The sequence below is a fragment of the Terriglobia bacterium genome (genome assembly GCA_020072565.1).
In the GTDB taxonomy this organism is placed as follows: Bacteria; Acidobacteriota; UBA6911; order UBA6911; family UBA6911; genus JAFNAG01.
Genome location: JAIQGI010000018.1, coordinates 24434 through 43022, shown reverse-complemented (window position 1 = coordinate 43022; position 18589 = coordinate 24434). Strand labels below are relative to the sequence as shown.

13 protein-coding genes are annotated in these 18589 nt (G+C 59.0%); 5 read left to right on the top strand and 8 right to left on the bottom strand.

The features are described 5' to 3' along the window. Positions 1-81 precede the first annotated feature (81 nt). Entirely contained in the window at positions 82-1056 is a 975-nt protein-coding gene (locus LAP85_12330; GenBank protein ID MBZ5497183.1) for an Lrp/AsnC family transcriptional regulator, read from the top strand. Positions 1057-1290: 234 nt separating this feature from the next. On the opposite strand, the gene LAP85_12325 is transcribed toward LAP85_12330, so the two are convergent. Then, entirely contained in the window at positions 1291-1956 is a 666-nt protein-coding gene (locus LAP85_12325) for a hypothetical protein (protein ID MBZ5497182.1), read from the bottom strand. 195 nt (positions 1957-2151) lie between these two features. Between LAP85_12325 and LAP85_12320 the strand changes: the two genes are divergently transcribed. Together LAP85_12320 and LAP85_12315 are read left to right on the top strand one after the other, a co-directional pair. Continuing rightward, the gene (locus LAP85_12320; GenBank protein ID MBZ5497181.1) at positions 2152-3618 is read left to right on the top strand and encodes a trimethylamine methyltransferase family protein; all 1467 of its coding nucleotides are present in this window, start codon (positions 2152-2154) and stop codon (positions 3616-3618) included. 44 nt (positions 3619-3662) lie between these two features. After that, complete coding sequence (locus LAP85_12315) at positions 3663-4310, top strand: corrinoid protein (protein ID MBZ5497180.1); 648 nt, start codon at positions 3663-3665, stop codon at positions 4308-4310. A gap of 188 nt (positions 4311-4498) precedes the next feature. Here LAP85_12315 and LAP85_12310 read toward each other — a convergent pair whose 3' ends face one another. Further along, a complete protein-coding gene (locus tag LAP85_12310; protein MBZ5497179.1) occupies positions 4499-5956 on the bottom strand; it encodes an APC family permease in 1458 nt (485 codons plus the stop codon). Positions 5957-6790: 834 nt separating this feature from the next. Between LAP85_12310 and LAP85_12305 the strand changes: the two genes are divergently transcribed. Beyond that, the gene (locus LAP85_12305; GenBank protein MBZ5497178.1) at positions 6791-8221 is read left to right on the top strand and encodes an MFS transporter; all 1431 of its coding nucleotides are present in this window, start codon (positions 6791-6793) and stop codon (positions 8219-8221) included. Positions 8222-8502: 281 nt separating this feature from the next. On the opposite strand, the gene LAP85_12300 is transcribed toward LAP85_12305, so the two are convergent. The 5 genes from LAP85_12300 to LAP85_12280 all read right to left on the bottom strand — a co-directional run bounded on the left by LAP85_12300 (position 8503) and on the right by LAP85_12280 (position 13609). Then, positions 8503-9009, bottom strand: a complete 507-nt coding sequence (locus tag LAP85_12300; GenBank protein ID MBZ5497177.1) for a hypothetical protein — start codon at positions 9007-9009, stop codon at positions 8503-8505. A 94-nt stretch (positions 9010-9103) separates the two neighbouring features. Beyond that, a complete protein-coding gene (locus LAP85_12295; protein MBZ5497176.1) occupies positions 9104-9811 on the bottom strand; it encodes an ABC transporter ATP-binding protein in 708 nt (235 codons plus the stop codon). Beyond that, complete coding sequence (locus LAP85_12290) at positions 9808-11172, bottom strand: efflux RND transporter periplasmic adaptor subunit (protein MBZ5497175.1); 1365 nt, start codon at positions 11170-11172, stop codon at positions 9808-9810. The genes LAP85_12295 and LAP85_12290 overlap by 4 nt, the downstream gene beginning before the upstream one ends. 108 nt (positions 11173-11280) lie before the next feature. Beyond that, positions 11281-12444, bottom strand: a complete 1164-nt coding sequence (locus LAP85_12285) for an ABC transporter permease (protein MBZ5497174.1) — start codon at positions 12442-12444, stop codon at positions 11281-11283. Between the two features lie 13 nt (positions 12445-12457). Further along, positions 12458-13609, bottom strand: coding sequence for an FtsX-like permease family protein (locus tag LAP85_12280; GenBank protein MBZ5497173.1), 1152 nt, complete (start codon positions 13607-13609; stop codon positions 12458-12460). A gap of 459 nt (positions 13610-14068) precedes the next feature. Between LAP85_12280 and LAP85_12275 the strand changes: the two genes are divergently transcribed. Beyond that, positions 14069-17311, top strand: coding sequence for a hypothetical protein (locus LAP85_12275; GenBank protein ID MBZ5497172.1), 3243 nt, complete (start codon positions 14069-14071; stop codon positions 17309-17311). 312 nt (positions 17312-17623) lie between these two features. On the opposite strand, the gene LAP85_12270 is transcribed toward LAP85_12275, so the two are convergent. Further along, complete coding sequence (locus LAP85_12270; GenBank protein MBZ5497171.1) at positions 17624-18514, bottom strand: hypothetical protein; 891 nt, start codon at positions 18512-18514, stop codon at positions 17624-17626. Between the last annotated feature and the right edge of the window lie 75 nt (positions 18515-18589).

Here is an 18589-nt window from a genome sequence, read left to right as displayed (position 1 = left end):
ATGTCAAAAAAAGATCCCCATGAAAACAATGTTCGCCTCCGGCAGAACCGGCTTGCCCGCGCACACGGAGTGCCGCGATCGATGCTTGACCTGGCCTCCAAAGACAAGGCTATCCTGGCCGAACTGGGGCTGGATGCCCGACAGAATCTGACCGCACTGGCCCGAAATGTACACCTTTCGAAACAGGTGGTGAGCTATCGCATCAAGCAGCTCGAAAAAATGAACATCATTCGCGGCTATCACGCCATTCCGGACGTCTACCGCCTGGGCAAAGCCCATTTCAGGGTTTTCGTCAAGTATCACCAGCTCGACGGCCAGACTGAGGCCGGGCTGGTCAGGGAGCTGAGCCGGTGTCCCGAGATCTCCTGGCTGACGCTGCTGGACGGCGACTTCGATCTGGAGTTTGTGGTCTGGGCGGACAACATCATGGCATTCGAGGAGATCTACGATGAAATCCTGGCGCGCTTCGGCAGATATTTCCAGGAAAAGTACTTCTCCATAGGCACGCGCGTGGAATACCTCCCCCTCCGATTTCTGAACCCGGACGCACGTGCCGCCCGCGGCCTGGTCTTCGGAGGAACATACGAACACCGGATCCTGGATGAACAGGAGAAGCGAATCCTCTACGAAACCAATCACAACGGGCGCATCTCATTGGCTGACCTCGCCAAAAAGCTTGGAATTTCGGTCGCGGTAGCCAGGAAACGCCTGCAGGAACTGCTGGAAAGCGGTGTCATTATCGGCTTCGGATTGAAAATCGACCACAAACGCCTGGGGCTGACGTATCGCAAGGTGCTGTTGAAGCTGAATACTCCCGCCAAAGAGAGAATCGGTCGCATCGCGGCATACCTGAGAAGGCAGGAGAGCGTGATCTTTCTGGTTAAGACGATCGGCGCCTATGACTTCGAGTTCGAGCTCTTGACGGAATCCAACGAAGAGTTCTACCACTTCATGAAGGCTTTCCGTTCGCATTTCGCCGCCGAAATCAAGTTCCACAGCAACGTCATCGTGCACGACGAACTGAAGTACGGCCAACTCTCCCTGCGCTCCCTCTAACCCGAATTATCCGTGAAGCAGAACCAAACGCCGGTGAAAGGCAACAAAATTGGACGCGGCTAAACGCAGGCAGGAGCTTTTGCACGCCGACCAGGACCGAACGGTCAGCGTCTGTCGGCGTTTTTCCGCGTCCGAAAATTTCTTTTGATCACATATTCATGAATGATCCGTGCTAAGCGCCCGACAACCACGAAATTCACGAAAACTCTTTCGTGCCCTTTGTGCACTTCGTGGTCACTTTTGGGTGTCGGTTTGCCGGGTGAAGGTTTCAGTGGTCGTGATTTGTCCTCTCGCCATGCTTCGGCTGGTCTTGAGTGTCAGGATCTTCCCGTCCTTCGACAGTGAAAACTCCTGTTTGATCACGATGTCAAGACGCGCGGCGTCGTCACTTGAGCTGGACGGCTGCTGGGTTCCCAGAGTCACGAGTTTGTCCTTGTTCCACGATGTTCTCGATCTGAGTTCCCCGCCTGCAGGAAGCACCCGATTCACGCTCTCGCTCCCGTCGAGCTTGAAGACCTGTACCAACTCCTGCTGAGGCCCGCTGGGATTATTGACTTTATGAGTGACCTTCAGTTCGGTGTCCGTCTGGCTGATGATCAGTGCGGAATCCGTCAGCCGGGCGGCGCTGCCTGGGTCGTTGCCGCCGCGGCCGCCGCCGGTGCGCCCGCCACCCGGATACCTTCCGCCAGGGATCTGGCCGCCAGTTCTTCCTCCACGACCGCCGCCTCGTCCCATGCCTCCTGCACCTCCCCTTTGCGCGCCGGGGGCCTGCTCGACTTTGTTCTTCTCAAAAATCCAGGTCCCGCTGAAGTTGACTTTCTTCTGGGCCTTCTCAGCGGCCTCGGCAAAAGCCCCTAAAAATAACGTGAGGCTCGCAAGCAGGATCAAGCTCCGTTTCATTTCCCCTCCTTCCTGGGGGATCCCAACGGATCCACTCCAAGGACTCATTTAGAAGATACGACGCCGACACCTGAGAGTTACGTCGCATCGCACGGATTGTTCTTTTAAATGATGCCACCTTTCGAGTTGTTTCCCTGCGTTGACAGCAGCCGGGAGTCATGGTACGGTCGCGGTCACGCCAATAGGAGGCTCACGATGCGACCGAAGCTCACGATCCTCAGCGATACCATGGTCGACCAGATCATCACCGAGGCGATGGAGCTGCTTCGAGATCCGGGCGTGCGCGTGCACAACGAAGAAGCGCTCGCACTCCTGGCCGAGGCTGGCGCCACGATCGACCGGGCAAACGGAGTAGCTTATATTCCGGAGCCGATGGTGCGGAAGGCGCTCCAGACGGCGCCATCTGAGTTCCACCTTTACGGCCTCGACGGCCGGCCCGCAGTCCGTTACGGCGGTGACAGTGTGCAATTCGATCCCGGGTCCGCCGCGCTCGCGATTCTCGACAGCGGCACCCAGGAACAGCGCACGCCGGTTACGGCCGACTTCGTCAAGTTCGTGAAGCTGGTCGAGATGCTGCCGCAGATCGATGCGCAGAGCACCGCGATGATATGCGGGGACGTTCCAGCCGAGATCGGCGACCTTTACCGGCTCTACCTGGCGCTGAACTTCATGCGCAAGCCGGTCATTACCGGTGCGTTTCGCAAGGACACCTGGTGGACCATGCGCGAAATGCTGGTTGCCGTGGCGGGAGGATCGGCTGAGCTGGCCGAAAAACCGATCGCGGTCTTCGATGTGTGCCCGTCGCCTCCGCTGCTCTGGAGCGATCTGACCTGCCAGAACCTGATCGATTGCGCACGTAACAGCATCCCTGCGGAGCTGGTATCCATGCCGCTGGCAGGCGCGACGGCACCGGTGACACTGGCGGCCGCGGTTATCCAGCATGCCGCCGAGAATCTGAGCGGAGTCACGATCGGCCAGCTTGCCAGGCCCGGCTCGCCCATTGTCTGGGGCGGCTCCCCGGCGGCCTTCGACATGCGCGAAGGCACGACACCGATGGGCGACGTCGGCACGTGGCTGATCGACTGCGCCTATTCGCAGGTCGGCAAGGCGCTCCGGCTCCCGACCCACGCCTACCTCGGGATGAGTGACGCCAAGATCATCGATGCGCAGTGCGGACTGGAATCGGCGGGCGGCACGATGCTTGCTGCCCTCGCAGGCGTGAACATGGTCTCCGGAGCGGGCATGCTGGATTTCGAGAGCTGCCAGAGCTTCGAAAAGCTCGTGATTGACGCCGAAATCATCGGCATGGCGAAACGGCTCATTGGCGGCATCGATGCACGCGAAGACCCGATCGCGCTCACTCTGATGCGCAAGATCGGGCACCGGGCCGATTACCTGGCGCAAACGCACACCTTGAAGTGGTTCAGCAAGGAACTCTATCTGCCGTCGGAAACCATCGACCGCGGCTCGCTCGACGCCTGGAAACGAAAAGGCGCGAAATCGGCATGCCAGCGGGCGGCCGAGCGCGTCGATCAGCTGGTGGCAAAATACGAGCAGCCGCCGTTTTCATCCGAACTCTGCGCCGAGATTCGGGCCATCACCACAGCCGCGGCGCGCAAGTTCGGTTTGGAACATCTGCCGCCGCTTACCGAAGATCGTTGAAACATCAAGCGGCAGCAAGCTGCCGCACTCCAAGGAGCCTGGTTATGTCCAATCATCTCTATTCAAAGATCACCGCAAGCCTCGTCGACGGCGACCCCGATCTGACCGTGGCGGCAACCAGAGAGGCACTCGCAGCGGGTATCGAGCCGCTGGCCATCATCGACCGCAGCCTGGTCCCAGGCATGCGGATCGTGGGCGAGAAATTTTCTTGCGGTGAATACTTCCTTCCCAATCTGATCGTGGCAGCCAACGGCATGAAGCAGGCGATGCAGCTTCTGGAGCCGGAGTTGCGCGCCCGCCGCCAGGCTCTCAAATCCCCCGGCACCGTTGTGATCGGAACTGTGCAAGGCGACATCCACGAAATCGGCAAATCACTGGTAGCCACGATGCTGGCTGCGAATGGGTTCGAGGTGCACGATCTGGGCGTCGATGTGCCGGTCGATAGATTCGTCGGCACCGTCAGGGAGACCGGCGCTGAACTCGTCGGGCTCTCTTCGTTGCTGACGACCACGATGGTCATGCAGAAAAAGGTGGTCGAGGCGCTCGGGGGCGCCGGATTGCGCCGGCAGGTGAAAGTGATGGTAGGAGGTGCTCCGGTGTCCCGCAAGTGGGCCGAAGAAATCGGGGCTGACGGTTATGCCGAAGACGCCGTCGACGCCGTCGATCTGGCCATGAAACTTGCGGCCTCATAAAGCTTCAACGCAGGGGAAGTGTTCGTGTGCCGGGGCGCACCCACACGCATGAAAAACTCGTTCATCTATCGTTGGCGAACGTCGGTATCGGTATCGCTATCGGCTTTTGCCGGCCAAGAGTTCCGATTGCGATAGCGATCCCGATTCCGATGCCGATTTGTCTATTTTCGAAGCAGGGCGCTGAGGCATCAGGGGATTCTACCCTGCGCCGCCGGTATCGAAGATTTCCTGCGGTACAGTATGAAGCCAATGGCAAGTATGATCAGAGCCTGGCCGATGAGGTTGGTCTCGTAGTTCAGCACATTCCCCGTTCCCGGGGGTGGAACAAACACAAGACCGAGGGAGACGGCGGTCGCGATGCCGCCGGCACCGGCGACAAACCATAATCCCACCCGCCCGCCGGGCACGCGATACTGTGCCGCATTATTTTCCCTGGAATCCCGCGCACGCAACCGCACCAGTGAAATGAAAAGATAGAGATAGGGGAGAAAGTAAATCAGAATCGTCAGGTTTACCATGATGTCGTATGCTTCCTGGATCGACGTCCGGGCGCCGCCCACGGTGAAGAACAGGCTGACCAGGAAAATCAGCGAAGCGGCAAGACCCTGGAAGACGAGCACTACATGGGGCGTGCGATACCGGGGGTGAATCCGCGCGAACACAGCCGGAAGCGCCCGGTCGACTCCCGCCGCGAACGGTACGCGTGCCGCCCCGGCAAACCACGAGTTGTTCATGGCAACGGCTCCCAGTGCCAGCAGAGCCCCGGTCAGCGGGCCAAATCCTCCCAGCCCGATCCGTCCGGATGCCAGTTCGATGGCATCCGCGATACCGCTTCGTTCCAGCAGCGCCTTCGACGGCACTGCCACAAGCACCGACACCGAACCTGCCACATAGATGAGCGTCGCAGCCAGTCCGGCGATCATCACGCCGCGCGGCAGGTTCCGTTTCGGATTCTTCACCTCCTGCCCCACAAGAGAGGTCAACTCGAGACCGGAAAAAGCGAAGCAGATCGCCGACCACAAGCTGATCGTGGTCAATATGTCGTGTCTCGGCAGAAGTTCGCGTGGCGCGAAGGAAGTCGCGGATCCAAACCATGTAAAGGCAATCGCTCCGAAAATAATGAGCAGGCCGGCGGGCAGCCAGATGCCGATGCTGCCGATGTTCTGGAGCCATTTCGACCTCGACAGTCCTAGAATATTCAGGCCGACCGAAAACCAGAGCATGACTATGACGAAGGCAACCGAGTAGAGGCGCGAGTCGGCCAGCCAGGAAAGGCTCCCTCCAAAGACAAGCAGCGCATTAGCAGCTGCAAACAGCAGGAGCGAGGGATACCAGAAGAGGTTATTGACCCACAGGCACCAGCCGCAGACGAATCCGTGTGCCGGGCCGAACGCGCGCCGCGCCCAGGCGTAGAGCCCGCCCTGCTCCGGATAGCGGCTCGACAACTCGCAGACGGCCGCAGCAAGCGGCAAAAAAAACGAGATCCACGCAAAAAACCAGAGCGTCACCGACGGCGCTCCCATGCGTGCGGCGCGCGAAATCCATCGGAGCGACACCACTCCCACGAGCGTCATGGCGGCGACATCACGCAGCCCCAGCGCCTTGATGAATTCTGTGCCCTCAGTAGTTCCGGCCGATTTGGACAATTCTGTTACACCTGTTCAGCTGCCACGAGAATCCTCTGCCTTTCTCCGTGGTCTCCGGGTTCCCTGCGTTGAGGTCTTTGGGCTCGCGGCGATGCCGTGCCACGCACTTCAGGTTTAATGACTCCTTGTGTCAATCTGTCCCGGGCATTTTGCGGATCGTCGCCCGCTCGCCTCCCTTCAAGCAGGCAAGAATCGATGGCCGATGCCGGATGCCCCGTGGCATAGAATGCATGGGTAAAGCTTCATATCACAAAAGCGACGGACGCCACAATAGCGCGCCCATCGGGTTGTCTTCGTGGGACGTTCGTGGTTGAGTTAGTGCTGGACTGCGGCTTCCCAGGTTATTGACGAAGCAGCCACGAGTGGCACAATTTCGCCAATGCGCCATTCGTACTGCTTACTTACAGATCCTTGCTGTTTAGGCAAGAAAAATAAAAGATCAGCGCAGAGGTCGCAGAGATCGCGGAGAAAAGTCATGCGGAGGCGGAAATCCGCTGCGGCCTCTGCGCCCTGTGCGTTGAGGGTTTAGATTGCGGATATTCCGCACCGGGACATTCGGAGCCGCTTTCCGTCTTTTGAGGCGTGGTTTTAGGAACCTCCTCTCATGCGCCAGGATCGCTTTCCGGTCATCTCATGCAACTTGTGACTCGATTCACAGGCGTCTTCTCCAATATTATCAGGCGAGTGTCCAGTTTCCGGAGGCACCGCAGTCTTAGGTCCAGGGGGCCGGGAGCGACAACCGATGAAGGATACAAGTACGGCGATGCAAAGCATGAATTCCCGGCTCCTGCTTGTTTTTAGATTCCAGGAACTGTCCATGTACAGGAAAATCCCATGAAGCCCGTCGCATTCTCCGCATCCTCCGCCCCGGTTGATCGCGACACCCCGTTCCCGGGCGCCAGATCGGCGCTCGCGCTGCTGTTGTTGATAAACCTCTTCAACTATATCGACCGCCAGGTCCTTTCTGCCGTGGTCGGCCCCATCAAGGAAACCTTCTTCGATCAGGGCAACGCTACCGCCGCCGCTACCAGGAATGATCTGTTGACCGCCATCCTCAGTTGGTCCCAGACCCGGCTCGGGTTTAAGCCCGAGGACGCCCTGATCGGCTTGTTGGGGACAGCTTTCATGCTGATTTACATGGCGGGGTCACCCGTGTTCGCGCGGCTGGCAGAACGGAAACCACGTTGGGTACTGATTGGCATAGGCGTGATCCTGTGGAGCCTGGCGAGTGGTGCCTCAGGATTGGCAACGACATTCCTGATGCTCCTGATTACCCGCTGCTGTGTCGGCATCGGCGAGGCGGCCTACGGACCGGTGGCTCCGACGATGATTTCCGATTTGTATCCGGTGAAAATCCGCGGCCAGGTGCTGGCGTGGTTTTACGTCGCCATCCCCGTGGGGAGCGCCCTGGGTTACGTTCTCGGCGGCCTGATCGCAGGCTCCGGCATTGGTGCCTGGGGTGCTGCCGCTTTCGGTTTCAAACCCGAGAGCTGGCGCTGGGCTTTTTTCCTCGTCACGTTGCCGGGGATTGTGCTCGGGCTGTGGAGCTGCTTCATGCGGGAACCCCCTCGTGGGCAGGCGGATCTCGCATCCGCTGCCAAGCCTGCCGCCGTTCCCTGGCGTGACTATCTGATTCTGTTTCGCACACCCTCTTACATCCTGTGCACGCTCGGCATGGCGGCTATGACCTTTGCGATCGGCGGCATTGCCTTCTGGATGCCGTATTACCTGTCGAAGCGCCCCGGCGCGCCCGCATATTCAACGACAACGACGATCTTTGGGGGGATCACGGCGGTGGCCGGCCTGGCCGCCACTCTCCTGGGTGGCATCGCCGGGGACAAGTTGCGCGCGCGCTTTCCAGGCTCCTACTTTCTGGTATCCGGCTCCGCAATGCTTGCGGGATTTCCCATCTTCCTCCTGGTGTTAAGAGCACCTTATCCGTGGATTTGGCCGCTGATTTTTCTGACCTGCTTTTGCCTGTTTTTCAACACCGGTCCCAGCAATACCATCCTGGCCAACGTCACGCATCCATCCATGCGGGGGGTGGCTTTTGCGCTCAATATCTTCGTTATTCACGCGCTCGGAGACGTGATCTCACCCGTCATCGTCGGGTTCCTGAATGACTGGTTCCAGGACATGAACAAGTCCTTCCTCGTGGTCGGCTTGATGTTTCTTGCCGCCGGCGTGCTCTGGCTGCTCGGCACGCGCTATCTGCAGAAGGACACAGCGCTCGCGCCGTCACGGCTGGGCGGCACGGCCTCGTGATTGCTGCAGCCGATTGGCGAAGAAGTCCGTCGAGCGCGCAAGCTCTCTTGCGTCTATGGAGGAACAGCGAATATAGTGACAAAAAACTGAGCCCCGAAGGGGCGGCACATCTGACTCAGAGTGTTTGTCACAACATTATCTGATGATCATTAGTGGGCCGGTTTCTGCATTCCCATTCTCAAAGGCGACAGTGAGCTGCCTCGCTCCCGAGCAGCCTTGTCATGGAAATGCGGACAGCATGGTTGGGAGAGCAATCCTGGGAGTGCGCAGAAGACCAAAAGCTACTTCTTGCGCGTGAAGCGGAAAATCTCGATTGTGTCTGCCTTGCCCCGCTCGCGCCACGTCCATTCCTGGGTGAAGTGGTCCCCATCCTGGATCGTGATTGCCAGCCGATGCATGTGTCCTACCCCCGGATCGGCGAGATTGGTGGCTCCAACAAATGTAAAATCCAATTCGTTTGGATCCCCGGCGTTGGGCACGGTGCGCATCCGCGGCTGGTTGTTTGCGCTGCAGTAATGCGTGAGCGCCACCGCATCTCCATCCATGGTATAGATCGTGACCATCTCGGATTCGCCACCCGGGCTCAGAGTCTCCAGCAGCGCGGTTCCGGCAGATACCATCTTGTAGGATACGCGAACCGGTTTCTCCTGGGCATCTTTGCCTTCCCACTCACCCACCAGCATCCTGAGTTTATCAAATCCGGGATTCGCATCGCCACGCGCCCGCGACATTCCCGATACGAGGCTGAGAGTCAGGATCCAGAGCCCGATTCCGGCCGTCTTTTTCATGGTGACCCCTCCCTGAGAACACGATCATTCCTCAGAGAGAATCATATCGTGTCTTGAACCACTTGGCAAAAGGGTCCCGGGAGGTGGCTGCGCCTCAGCCGGGGAGCAGGCTGCCCTTTTCCAGGTGCCGGATGGCGTGTGCAAAAGCGGCAGCATGGGGATCGTGCGTCACCATGACAATCGTTTTGCGGAAATCTTTATTGAGGAGAGCGAGGATTTCCAATACCTCCGTGGCGGAGTGGCTGTCGAGGTCACCCGTGGGTTCGTCGGCCAGCACCAGGGTCGGGTCGCAAACGATTGCGCGCGCGATGGCAACGCGCTGCTCCTGTCCGCCGGAAAGCTGCTTGGGAAGATGGTTGACGCGATCCTCCAATCCGACCAGCTTGAGCGCGGTCATGACGTGATCACGACGTTGCGGCGCCGGGAGCCTGGTCAAAAGGAGAGGCAACTCCACGTTCTCGAATGCGGTCAGCACCGGGATCAGGTTGAAAGTCTGGAAGACATAGCCGACGTGCTCGTTGCGCCAGCGGGCAGCTTGCCGGTCGCTGAAGCCGAAGACATTTTCGCCCGTGACGAGCAGCTGGCCCGAAGTGGGGGGATCGATGCCGGCAATCATGTTCAGCAGGGTGGTCTTGCCCGACCCGGAGGGCCCCATGAGGGCGAGAAATTCCCCCGAGTCAATCTCGATCGAGACGTCGTCGAGAGCCCTGACCTCGAAGGAATCGCGCTTGTACACCTTGCTGACGTTATGCGCTTTCACCACCTCGGAGTTCGGATCGACTTTTGCGGTTGCCGTGCTCATGTTTGCCCCTTGATCTTGATTTTGTCGCCATCCTGCAACTTCGCAGGGCTGACTGTGATTACATCCTCGCCACCGGTGAGCCCTTCGACCAGGTAGCCGTTGCTCCGCGTGGCTGTGATGCGGACTTCGCGGGCTTTCGTTCTGCCGTCATAAGCAATGAGGACGATCTTCTTGCCGTTGCGATCGCGCACTGCCGCCTTCGGCACGAGAACTCCTGAGGGTCGCGTGCCCGCATTCCTGCCCTCGTCAGCCAGAAACTTGACCGAAGCGTTCATTTCCGGGCGCAGATATTCGTCCGGATTGAGAATCTGGACTTTTACCTGGACCGTTGCCTTCTGGCGGTTTGCTTCCGGCGAGATCTCCGCTATGACACCGTCATACTTGCGGTCCGGATAGGCATCGGTCGTGACGATTCCCTTCTGCTTGGCTCCCAGTTTAGAGAAGTCGTCCTGGGCAATGTCAAGTTCCACCTGGAGGTCGGTCAAATCGGCCAGCGCAACGACAGACCCTACAGGACCACCTTCGGCGGCGCTGGCAAATTGGGCGGTTATGAGTTCCCCCTTTTCGGCCGTGCGCTCGAGGATGGTGCCGCTCACGGGAGCGCGAATGATGGTCGCCTCCAGTTGCGACTCCGCAAAGGCCAGTTGCCCTTCAGTCTGCTGCAGCAAACCCTTCGCACGCGCGATTTCTTCCGGGCGTGGTCCGATCTGCGCGAGACGGTAGGCCTGCTCGAGCGAGTTCGCACGTTGCTGATCGGCCTCGAACTTGGCGCTGGTGTCGTCGAGCAGTTGTTTGGACAGGACTCCTTTCGCCACCAACTCTTTGGTGCGGTCCATCGTGATCCTGTCAACGGCCAGAGTTGCGCGGGCCTCGTCAAGGTTGTGCCGCGCCTGCAGGACCTCTTCCGGCCGGGAGCCGTTCTCCAACTCCTGCAGATAGGCCTTTGCGTTCTGAACCGCGCCTTTGGCTTGCTGCACCTGGGCGCGGAATTCGTCGTCTTCCAGGCGAACCAGGACCTGCCCCTGCTTCACCTTGTCGCCTTTTTCCACTCCGATCCAGGCGACACGGCCTGTCACCTTGGAGTTTACGTTGATTTTGTGGTGAGCCACGATATAACCGCTGGCGCTGAGCACGACGCCGGGCAGGTTGGCGTTTTCCGCGGAGGCGCGAACGACCTCCACCTCCAGCACATCCGGCGCAAGCCAGCGGTAGGCCATTGCCGCCATTCCCAGCAGCGCCACCACGATTATGCCGCCGAGGATGGTGCGACGCGCCCACGCAGGCGGTGCCCCCGCATCGCTGCGCTGGGACCGGTCGATACGCAGGTTCTGAAGCTGTTCGTGTTTATCGTCGCCGGGCATATGCATCCAATAGTAAGAGTCCAGCGTCCTGGCGTCGCGGCGGCACAGGGTGACAACCACCGCGAAGACTCAAAGACTCTGACACTGCAGGAATCCTCACTTCGAGGTTTAGTCGCGCAGGGCGGCGACCACGTTTTGGCGTGACGCATGCCACGCCGGCGCCAGCCCCCCGAACAATCCCATCACTACGGCAAAAACGACCGCCACTGCGACCACCCGCGGGGTCATGCGCAAGGCGAACACCACCTCGCTGAAAGTGACCGCGTTCGAGGTTCCAGTGGTCATACCGTTGAACGGCAGCATGAGCACGATGCCTGCCAGTGCCCCCAGCAATGAAAGCAGCAGTGATTCCAGGACAAACGAAGTGAGGATGCTGGGCCGCGAAAATCCCATGATCCGCAGCGTGGCAATTTCACGACCGCGATAGGCAACTGCCGCATACATCGTGTTCATGGCAGCAAAGCATGAGCCGATCGCCATGATAACGGCGACAATCATGCCGACGAAGGCAATCGGCGCGCCCGACCGCGTCTGCGAGGCGTAGTAGGCCGGCTCCAGCATGCCGTTGAGCTTCAGCCTCTGATCATCATTGACGCGGTTTTTCAGGGCTTCGGCGGCCGCAGGATCGGCCGCGCGAATCAGAACCGAAGAGTAGACGGTGCGCTCAAACTCGGTGGCGAGTTGATTAATGTCGCCCCAGATCTCGGATTCGTGAGCCGTCCCGCCGGCATCAGAGATGCCCACGACGTTCCAGCTCCCACTGCCGATCCCGATCGCGTCGCCGATGCCTGCCCGGGCGAATCTCTTGTTGACCGCGCTGCTCACCACGACTTCCCGCTGCCCGGGCGTGAACCACCGTCCGGCGATCAGCTTCACCTTGGGACGCATCTCGATGCCCAGGGGCGTCAGGAACCTGACCGTGACGTTGACTTCCCCGGTGCCGTCCCGCCTCGGCAGTACAATGACCAGGATGTCTTCGCCTGAAACCAGGGGCGTGCCCTGGCGGTTGCGCGCAATTCCGGGCAAGTCCTTGAAGACCTGCATGGCATCCCGCTGGATGCCTCCCGCAGCCAGTTCGGAGTCGGATCCCTTGCGAAGTACCAGAACGTTGCGCGGATCGCCTGTGGTGGGAAAAGCGTCGTTCAAGCCGGCAAGCAAGGCCATGATGAAAATTGCGATGGTGACGGTCAGCGCGATGCCCAGCGCGGTCATCACCGTAGCGCCTTTGCGTAGCCGAAGATTCCGAAGGTTGTAGCGAATGGGAATCGCCATGACTCTCCTCCGCTCACCCGATGTGGCGCAAACCGGCCACGATGTTTCGGCGCGAGGCATTATAAGCCGGCAACAACGCGCTCACCAAGCCTACGGCGACCGCCACCAGCAGTGCCGCCAGCAGCGTAGGAGTGGTGACCTTCATTCCAGTCAGAAACAGGCTGCCCTGCGGCGAGTGGGCCATGGCACTGATCAGGCCTGAAGCCGCCAAAGCCCCGAGCAATCCGCCTGCCAGAGCCAAAGTTGCGGCTTCGCCTACAAACAATCCCAGAATCGTCGCGCGGGTGAAACCCAGGGTTCTTAACACCGCCACCTCGCGAGTGCGTTCCCTTATCGACATGGCAATGGTGTTGGCGGACACCAGCAGGGTGGCGAACACGACCGCCATGCAGATGCTCATTATGAACGCCTTGACGTTCCCCAGCATAGCAATCCAATCCAACTGGAACGCCTTCTCGCTCTCCGTCTTGGTCGGACGCGGAGCATTGCGGAATTCCCCATCAACCTCCCGGGCCACGCGCGGGACTGCCGCCGGCGACTCCGCCAGGACACCAAAGAAGCCCACGTGGCCTTTGACATCCGGATAGGCTTCCTCGAGATAGACGTTGTTGAAGTAGATGGATTGTGTAGGCTGCGGCGCGCTGAATATACCCCGGATGTTGAGTTCGAGGTTCGCCGGGAAAATGGTCCCCTTGATGTACAGGCGGTCACCCGGCTTCCAGCCATATTTCTGCGCCAGATCCCTGTCCACAATGCAGCCGGCCCGGTCTCGTTGCCAGGCAGCGACCTGATCCGCCGGAATCTGCAACTCCGGATATACCTGCAGCAGTTCCTGCGGGTCCGTGCCAAACTGAGCAAAAAAGTTTTCCGGCCTATCGTCCTTGTATTGTCCGCCGAACCAGGTTTCATTGACTACCTGCTTGACCCCCGGGAGGGCCCGGATCTTTTCGCGATAATAGCCCGGCAGGAAAAAGACCAGCGAAACCTTGTGGCGCGTGATCAGGCGCTGCGCCGATTGAGGGTCGCCCTGGTCGATGAAGAAGACCCGCCATATGGTCATCATCAAGGTCAGCAGCAGCAGGGAAAACGCGATGCTGAGCACTGTCAATATGCTGCGGCGTTTGTTTCGAAACGCGTTCTTCGCAACAAAGCGAGTCAGGGTCATGATCAGACTCCTCAGAAGCCGACCAGGCACTCTTCCTGTCGCGGCTTTCAGAAATGATAGCCGACGAAATACCGCGACACAACCATAGTATGGACAACGGCAGCGATTTCAGTGAGAGGTTCCCGGAGTGCGGCGTCATGCCCGTGACGAGAAGGCCAAAGCTAATAAAGATCTAATACGGCCTGCAGTGCGAATTTTATATCTGCCGAAGAGCGAGCACGGATATAATCTGGTTTCGCTGTTCTGAAAATAGACAACCGGTATCGGGATCGCAATCGCTATCGCGGTCGCTATCGGCTTTTGCCGGCTAAGAGTTCCGATAGCGATTGCGATCCCGATACCGACGATCACAAACCGGATAACATGAGCTTTTCATGCGTCACAGGGTGCGCCACGGCGCATGGGGGGCTGCTTTGAAAAGAAGAATAAGGCTTGATTTCTTTATCCAAAGGAGGAGCAGTGCTTAAATCTACGCGGAAGTCATACTTCGCCTTTTTTATGGCATTGGTGTGCCTTCTGGGCGTACTGAGCTTTGGCCAGAATGCTCAGAGCCCGGTCACTACCGATGACTTTAACCAGTTCACCTGGCGGTGGGTGGGTCCGCAGACATTCTCAGGACGCATCACCAATTTTGCTGTGCCCAGAGGACAAACCACAACCTACTATGTCCTCACTGCCAGCGGTGGTCTGTGGAAGACCATGGACGCCGGCACCCACTTTGATCCTATCTTCGACAATTACGGGACCTTGAGCATGGGCTTTATGGCGATCGCGCCTTCCAACCCGGACATCCTCTATCTGGGAACCGGTGAGCCGATGCACGCCCGTGCCAGCACCCATGGCAACGGGATGTGGAAATCGACCGACGCAGGCAAGACGTGGACGCACATCGGCCTGGAGAAGAGCTATTTCATTCCCAAGGTCGAGGTTGATTTCAAAAACCCCGACATCGTTTACGTGGCGGCCGAAGGCAAGCTCTACGACAATGAGATGGACTGCGAGCGCGGCCTCTACAAGAGCACCGATGGCGGCAAGACCTGGACAAACATGGGCCCCATGAAAGACCGGGGCATCGCCGATTTCGTCATTGATCCGCGGAACTCCAATATCATCATCGCCGCGGCTTACAAGACCTTCCGCCGGGCCTGGACCTACCTGGACCGGTGGCCGGGCAACGACTTGTACAAATCTGTGGATGGCGGCAAGACCTGGAAAAAGCTCAGCAGCGGTTTGCCCGCAGGCGCCGAATTGGGTCGCACCGGCATGGCTCTTTTTGAGAAGAATCCAAGCATCATCTACGCCCGGCTCGACCAGGGCGTGAGCCTCGGCTTCACCGAGCGTGATGGCGCCGCAAACTTCCGCGCGGGTGGAGGTGGCAGAGGCGGCGGAGGCGGCGGAGGCAGGGGCGGTGGGGCCGGCGGGACCGTCCTCTTTCCGGAAAATTACACTTTCGACCAGTTCAAGTCCTACAAAATCAATCCGGATATAGCCAAGCTTGCGCCCAAGTTCACCCCGATCTCAGCGGCCAATGAAGCCGAGTTGGTAACCAAGCTCAACGAGATGATTCAGGACAAGGACTTCCTGACGAAGAACGGCATCGATATCGCCAGGTTCGATCAGGCAGCGCGGAAAGTTTACGCGAAAGACAGCGACATCATCGAGTCCATCAATGAGGTCGACAAGCTCATGAAGAAGGAGCCGGCGGCCCCTGACTCCACCGAAGCGAAAGGCCGGGCTCAGATCATCAACCGCCATGCTCTCGAGCTCCTGTACGCCAACGCGCTCACCGCCCTGCAGCCGATCAGGAGGAATGGCGCTATCTATCGAACGGACGACCAGGGCGAAACCTGGAAGCTGATGACGGAATACAAGCAGACCGGCGGCAGCGCTCAGATCAATCAGACCGAGGGCGGCTATTACGGCCGGATCATTGTGGACCAGACCAACGACCAGGTGGTGATTTGCGGTGATACCACCGCCACCATATCCCGCGATGGCGGCAAGACTTTCCAGAACACCACGTGGGATCGGGGCATCCCGATGCCGACGCACGTCGACCATCGCGGCATCTGGATCGACCCGGTCAACCCTAATCATATCCTGGACGGCAATGACGGCGGCCTCTGCGAAACCTGGGACGGCGGCAAACACTTCAGCCAGAAGAGCACCATCAGTGCCCAGCAGTTCTTCGACGTGGCCGTGGACAACGAGCAACCCTACAACGTCATGGGCGGGACTCAGGACAACGGCTGCTGGATGGGACCGTCTCAGACCCGGAATCGCCGTGGTATCTTCGGAGCCGATTGGCGCTACCTGCCCACGGGCGACGGATTTTACGCCGTTCGCGACTGGTGGAATCCCGAATGGATCTACTTCGAGAGCCAGTTCGGCGGATCGAGCCGGATGAACCTCAATACCGGCGAGACCAGCAACCTGGCCCCGCGTCTCACACAGGAGCAGATCGCGGCCGGCGCAGCCCCGCTGCGATTCCAGTGGAATGCCCCCATCGTACTTTCCCCGCATAACCCGGGCATCGTTTACGTCTGCTCTCAGTACGTGCATCGTTCGCTGAGCCACGGAGATCAAGGGACGTTCGTCACCGTCAGTCCCGACCTGACCAAGGCCAGCAAGGATAAGATCGATCTCTCCAAAAAGACCAACCTCCAGTGGGCGACGATCTACTCATTCGCCGAATCCGTGAAGAAGCCTGGCCTTTACTGGGCCGGCACCGACGACGGCAACGTGCAGATGTCTCCCGATGGCGGAGTGACCTGGGTCAACATCACCAACAAGTTCTATGACGCGAACGGCAAGCCCAAGCCGGGGATCAAGGGCGACCTCATTCCCTATGACCGTTGGGTCAAAGCCGTGGTCCCCTCGGCGTTCGAGGAGAAGACCTGCTACGTCGGCTTCAGCGGCTATCGCACCCACAATGAGGACAAGACCTGGCTGTATGTGACCCATGATTCCGGCGAAACCTGGACCGACATTTCCGGCGGGATGAACAATCCGATCTTCGAGGTCAAGGAAGATCCCGACAACCGGAATGTCATCTACCTGGCCACGGATTTCGGCATCTATGTAACGATTGATCAGGGCAAGACCTGGACCAATTTTTCAAACACAGCCCCCAACGTTACCATCCGAAGCCTGGCCATCCAGAAACGGGATCGGGAGATGGCGATCGGCACCTATGGGCGCGGCATTTATGTCTGCGACATCGGCCCGATCAAGGAGTTCACGCCTGAGATTTTCCAGGAAGCCTCTCACCTGTTCGACATCAAAAACACGATCCGCTGGAACCGGTACGAGCAGCGCGGCGATACTCTGGGCGAATTGGCCAAGGCCGATAATCCACTCGTCGGTGCAAACATTTACTACTACCTGAAGGCGGACGCCCAGAACGTGAAGGTCACCATCAAAGACCTGGAAGGCACAACCATCGCGGAACTGACGCCCAGCAGCAAAAAAGGCCTTCAGAAGATCTTCTGGGGCCTGAATAGGGTGACAGCCGGCCAAGGAGGCCCCGGAGGTCCCGGCGGCGGCCGCGGCGGAGGTGGCGGTGGTGGAGGTGGCGGCGGTCGCGGCGGCTTCGGCGGCGGCCAGATCGAGAACGGTGTCTACAAGGTTACTTTGACTGTGGATGGGAAGGATATTGAGACCAAGAAAATGACGATCCTCCCCGACCCTATGTTCAAATAGTGTTATTTTCCCCAGGAGGGAGCCGGCACGCAAAGCCGGCTCCCTCGACTTTCCATCGCTGTTGCCGACCCTGTCCGAATGGCCCTGTCGCGCACTTCAAAAACCGCAAAACCGGCTCCCTAGCCCGGATTACTCATGAATATGCGAACAAAAGAAACTTTGGGAGGCGGAAAAACGCTGACCGGCGACGACCGTTCGGTCTTGGTCGGCGTGCAGGAGCTTTTGACGAATCACGAGGTCGAATGAAAGCCGCCAGGCTTTCGTGACCGGCGCTGCCGGCCGGGGGGACGATGTCTCCCTGCCCTGAAAGCCTCACTTCTGGATCAGGCGCGTTTCTTCATGGGTTTCGCCCCCAATCGGGATGGTTGAATTCACCGGATCTCCGAGCGCAAGGTTGCCCCCGATGCTCCCCTTTGAGTCGGACTTGATGAGCATCCCTTCCTTGATGGCGAAATACCAGGTTTCCGAGCCCTCCATCGTGCAATCGAGTGACAATCCGACGCCGCCCTGCTCCAGGTTTCCCGTCAGCGTGCCCTTGACAGCAGTCTTGATGCGCGCACACTCGAATCCATCGACGGTCTCGAATCCGTCCAGGGTATGCACATTCTTAGTGGTGATGCGGAGTTCGCCGCTGCCGACTTTCTGGGTAACCGCATCTTCGCTGGGCCATGTGTCGCCTGTCTTGACCGGCCGGTCGGGCAGGTCAGGAAAAAACGACTGAAACCTCCCGGATAGATCCCTCGTGCCGGTGGAGCCAAACTCGTACTTAATTGCCGCCGCACCCGAAGTGTCGATCTCTTTGCCCAGACGCGAGAGAATCATGTCGAAGCTCTTACTCAGGACTGAACTCGTGTCCGCAGATACATCCCCCTGCGGGCTCGATGAGTCGATCTTGAGAGCGTTGATCGTTATGCCCAGGGTGAACTGGCCGTCTTTCAAACCCTTTTGCTTCGCCGTGAACTCGATGCTGGATTGGGTTTGGCTCGTCATGGATTGACCCATCATCTCCAGGTTTTGAGTCTCGGTGCCGGATTGCCGGTAGGCCAGCGCCTTGCCCTCGGGGAACTGGTAAGTAAGGGTCACAGGCGTATCGCTGCTCTTCCCGGCCTCGGTTTTTTGCATCGCCTGTCCGGCCAAAGCGCAGAAAGCCAGAAGAAGGGACACGACCTTCAGGCCGTTCCACAAAGATCTGATCGATATCATTACGAACCTCCTTGGGCTCATCCTCTTAGGGTCGTCACGCAGATTGCCGTAATGCAGGGCTTCGTCGTCTCTCAC